General features: G+C 70.6%; 5 protein-coding genes. 3 read left to right on the top strand and 2 right to left on the bottom strand.

Features of this window, described 5'->3' with window-relative positions:
• Positions 1-147 precede the first annotated feature (147 nt).
• Both ACFXA3_RS38105 and ACFXA3_RS38100 read left to right on the top strand, forming a co-directional pair.
• Positions 148-1239: an ATP-binding cassette domain-containing protein gene (locus tag ACFXA3_RS38105; RefSeq protein ID WP_385195171.1), complete on the top strand. Its 1092-nt coding sequence runs from the start codon at positions 148-150 to the stop codon at positions 1237-1239.
• Entirely contained in the window at positions 1236-2093 is an 858-nt protein-coding gene (locus ACFXA3_RS38100) for an ABC transporter permease (RefSeq protein WP_385195168.1), read from the top strand. The genes ACFXA3_RS38105 and ACFXA3_RS38100 overlap by 4 nt, the downstream gene beginning before the upstream one ends.
• Positions 2094-2181: 88 nt before the next feature.
• Here ACFXA3_RS38100 and greA read toward each other — a convergent pair whose 3' ends face one another.
• The gene (gene greA, locus ACFXA3_RS38095) at positions 2182-2679 is read right to left on the bottom strand and encodes a transcription elongation factor GreA (RefSeq protein WP_327285103.1); all 498 of its coding nucleotides are present in this window, start codon (positions 2677-2679) and stop codon (positions 2182-2184) included.
• 136 nt (positions 2680-2815) lie between these two features.
• Positions 2816-3238, bottom strand: coding sequence for a DUF4307 domain-containing protein (locus ACFXA3_RS38090; protein ID WP_385195164.1), 423 nt, complete (start codon positions 3236-3238; stop codon positions 2816-2818).
• Between the two features lie 120 nt (positions 3239-3358).
• On the opposite strand from ACFXA3_RS38090, the gene ACFXA3_RS38085 reads away from it, so the two are divergent.
• A partial coding sequence (locus ACFXA3_RS38085) for a PIG-L family deacetylase (protein ID WP_385195161.1) occupies positions 3359-3789 on the top strand: 431 nt, incomplete at its 3' end.

The following is a 3789-nucleotide window of genomic DNA, read 5'->3' as shown; positions in this document are numbered from 1 at the left end:
GCCCGCCCCGCCCTCCCGTCCCGCCCGCCCGTCCCGTTCGGCCGTCCCGTTCGGCCGGTCGGGTGACCGGGCAACGACCGCCCGGCGCCCATAAGATTGCCCAGGAAAGTCCGGTTAGCCGACCCGCTTCCCCCAGGGAGAATCCCTATGCCAGGCGCCATATACGCCGAAGGCCTGGTCAAGACCTTCGGCGAGGTACGGGCACTGGACGGCGTGGACCTCGACGTCCCCGAAGGCACCGTGCTGGGCCTCCTCGGCCCCAACGGCGCGGGCAAGACCACGACCGTGCGCGTTCTGACCACCCTCCTCCAGCCCGACAGCGGCAGGGCCGTCGTCGCCGGGATCGACGTCCTGCGGCACCCCAACGAAGTCCGCCGCGCGATCGGCCTGTCCGGCCAGTTCGCCGCCGTCGACGAGTACCTCACCGGCCGCGAGAACCTCCAGATGGTCGGCCGGCTGTACCAGATGTCCGGCAAGGCGGCGAAGGCGCGGGCCGGCGAACTGCTGGAACGGTTCAACCTCGCCGACGCCGCCGACCGCACCGCGAAGACGTACTCGGGCGGCATGCGCAGGCGCCTGGACCTCGCGGCCGCACTCGTCGTCCGCCCGCCCGTGATGTTCATGGACGAGCCGACCACCGGCCTCGACCCGCGCAACCGCCAGCAGCTCTGGGACGTCATCCAGGAGCTCGTGGCCGGCGGCACCACCCTGCTGCTCACCACCCAGTACCTGGAGGAGGCCGACCACCTCGCGCACGACATCTGCGTGGTCGACCACGGCAAGGTCATCGCCCGCGGCACCTCCGACCAGCTCAAGGCCCGGACCGGCGGGGAGCGCGTCGAGGTCGTGGTCCACGAGCGCGACCACATCCCCGAGGCCCGCACCGTGCTCGCGGGCTTCGGCAAGGGCGAGACCACCGTCGAGGAGCACACCCGCAAGCTGACCGTCCCGGTCACCGGCGGCGCCAAGCTGCTGGCCGAGGTCATCCGCGAGCTCGACGCGCGCGGCATCGAGATCGACGACATCGGCCTGCGCCGGCCGACCCTCGACGACGTGTTCATCTCCCTCACCGGCCACGCGGCCGCCCTGGCCGAGGAGGAGCACGGCGAGACCGGTCCGGGGGACGGCAAGGCCCGCCGCGGCCGCAAGGCACAGGCCCAGGCGCAGGCGCAGGCCCAGGCGCCGGGACCGGCGCCGGGACCGGAATCGGCACCGGCATCGAAGGAGGCGGCGGAGTGACCACCAGCTCCCCGACCCCGCAGCTCGCGGCCCCCCGCCCGCGCGGCGGCGTCGTCCAGAGCGTCAACGACTCCCTGGTCATCGCCAAGCGGAACCTGATCCGGATGTCCCGGATCCCCGAAATGATCATCTTCGGGATCATCCAGCCGGTCATGTTCGTCGTGCTCTTCAGCTACGTCTTCGGCGGCTCGATCAGCGTCGACGGCAGCACCTCGCCCGCCGCCTACCGCGAGTTCCTGATGGCCGGCATCTTCGCCCAGACCGTCACCTTCGCCACGGCCGGCGCCGGCGCGGGCATCGCGGACGACATGCACAAGGGCCTGATCGACCGCTTCCGCTCACTGCCGATGGCCCGCGGCGCGGTCCTGACCGGCCGCACCCTCGCCGATCTCGTCCAGACCAGCTTCACCCTGGTCATCCTGGCCGCGGTCGCCCTGCTGGTCGGCTGGCGCACCCACACGAGCGTCGCCGAGGTGCTCGCGGGCTTCGCCCTGCTGCTCCTGCTCGGCTACGCCTTCTCCTGGATCGGCGCGCTGATCGGCCTGTCGGTGCGCACCCCCGAGGCGGCCACCTCGGGCGGGCTGATCTGGCTCTTCCCGCTGACGTTCATCTCGAACGCCTTCGTCCCCTCCGACAACATGCCGACGTTCCTGCGGACCCTCGCGGAGTGGAACCCGTTCAGCGCCACCGTCCAGGCGGCCCGTGAGCTGTTCGGCAACCTCCCGCCGGGGTACGAGGCCCCCGCGGCCTGGCCCATGCAGCATCCGGAGCTCGCGTCGGTCCTGTGGTCCGTGCTGATCGTCGTGGTCTTCCGGACGCTCTCCGTCCGGAAGTACCGCTCGGCGGCCGTCTAGACGCCTGCGCGGGGCGGGCGGGCACGGGAAAGCCCCCGCCGGATCCTTCCGGCGGGGGCTTTCGCGATGTCCTGGCGGACCGGGGTGATCAGCCGGTGAACGGCTTGACGTCGAGGATCTTGACCGAGGCCTTCTTGCCGTTCGGCAGCTCGTACTCGGCGTCCTCGCCGATCTTCTTGCCCATCACGCCGGTGCCCAGGGGCGACTGCGGGGAGTAGGTCTCGAAGTCCGAGGACGCGTACTCGCGCGAGGCGAGCAGGAACGACATCGTGTCGTCCTCGTCGCCGTCGAAGGCGATCGTGACGACCGTGCCGGGCGCGACCTCGCCGTCGGAGGCGGGTGCGGTGCCGACCTTGGCGTTCTCCAGGAGCTGCGTCAGCTGGCGGACGCGGAGCTCCTGCTTGCCCTGCTCCTCCTTGGCCGCGTGGTAACCGCCGTTCTCTCGCAGGTCGCCCTCCTCGCGGGCGGCAGCGATCTTGGTGGCGATCTCCGTGCGTGCGGGACCAGAGAGGTAGTCCAGCTCGGCCTTCAGCTGGTCGTACGCCGCCTGGGTCAGCCAGGTGACGCTCTCGCTCGTCTGGGTCACGGGTGCTCCTCGTCGGTACAGGGGACTACAAAGCCGCCAGCGGCGGGCGAAACCACGAGCCTAACAATTCGGGAAGAAAAGGGGGAGGACACCATGTGTATGAAGTGTGTCATTGGGCCGGTGAGCAGGAAAGAGATCAGTTTGGCGCGGGCGTGGTGCCCGCCGCCTGGCAGCCCACCAGTTCGATCATCGTGGCCCGGCCGGTGGTCTTCAGCGAGAGCATCTCGTCCAGGCGCGTGCCCTTCTGCGCGAAGGTGAAGTCGGCCCGGCCGACCTCGGCGTGGTCCGCGTCCTGGGAGCTCAGGGTGCACACCCCGGTGACCCCGGCGTCCTTGCGCACCTCCAGGTGCACCTTCACCTCGGAGGCCGAGACCACCTGGAACTTGATCACCTCGGCGCTGACGCTCTGACCGGCCACGTAGTCCCAGCCGATCCAGCCGACCAGGCCCAGCAGCCCGACGCCCAGCACCGACCCGACGATCTTGAGTTTCCGGTCGGCACGCTCGTCCGCGGACCGGCCGTACCGGCCCTCGGGGAGCCCCTCGCGCACCGCGCTCATTGATCGTTCCTTTCGGAGGGCCGGAGTCCACAATCCCGGGGGCAGCCCCGGAATTTTTCCACCCCCCGATTCGGTCACTATAGGAGGCGTATGCCCTGACGACTCAAAGAGGATCCTGTCTTGACCGAGCAGCTTCGACTGATGGCCGTCCATGCCCACCCCGACGACGAGTCGAGCAAGGGCGCGGCCACCATGGCCAAGTACGTGTCCGAGGGGGTTCCCGTGCTGGTGGTGACCTGCACGGGGGGCGAGCGCGGCTCGATCCTCAACCCCAAGCTCCAGGGTGACAAGTACATCGAGGAGAACATCCACGAGGTCCGCGCCAAGGAGATGGACGAGGCCCGCCAGATCCTCGGCATCGAGCAGGAGTGGCTCGGCTACGTCGACTCCGGCCTCCCGGAGGGCGACCCGCTGCCCCCGCTGCCCGAGGGCTGCTTCGCCCTCGAAGACGTGGACGAGGGGGGGGGCGGCCGGGGGGCGATGATACGCGCCGGCGCGGCGCCGGGGGGGTCCCCGGGCGACGAGTGGGTCGGGGGGCCCCCCCCCGCCCC

It is taken from the genome of Streptomyces sp. NPDC059456 (assembly GCF_042750055.1).
Taxonomy (GTDB): domain Bacteria; phylum Actinomycetota; class Actinomycetes; order Streptomycetales; family Streptomycetaceae; genus Streptomyces.
Note: the sequence above shows the minus strand (reverse complement) of the source record. Positions and strands in the feature narration are given on the sequence as shown.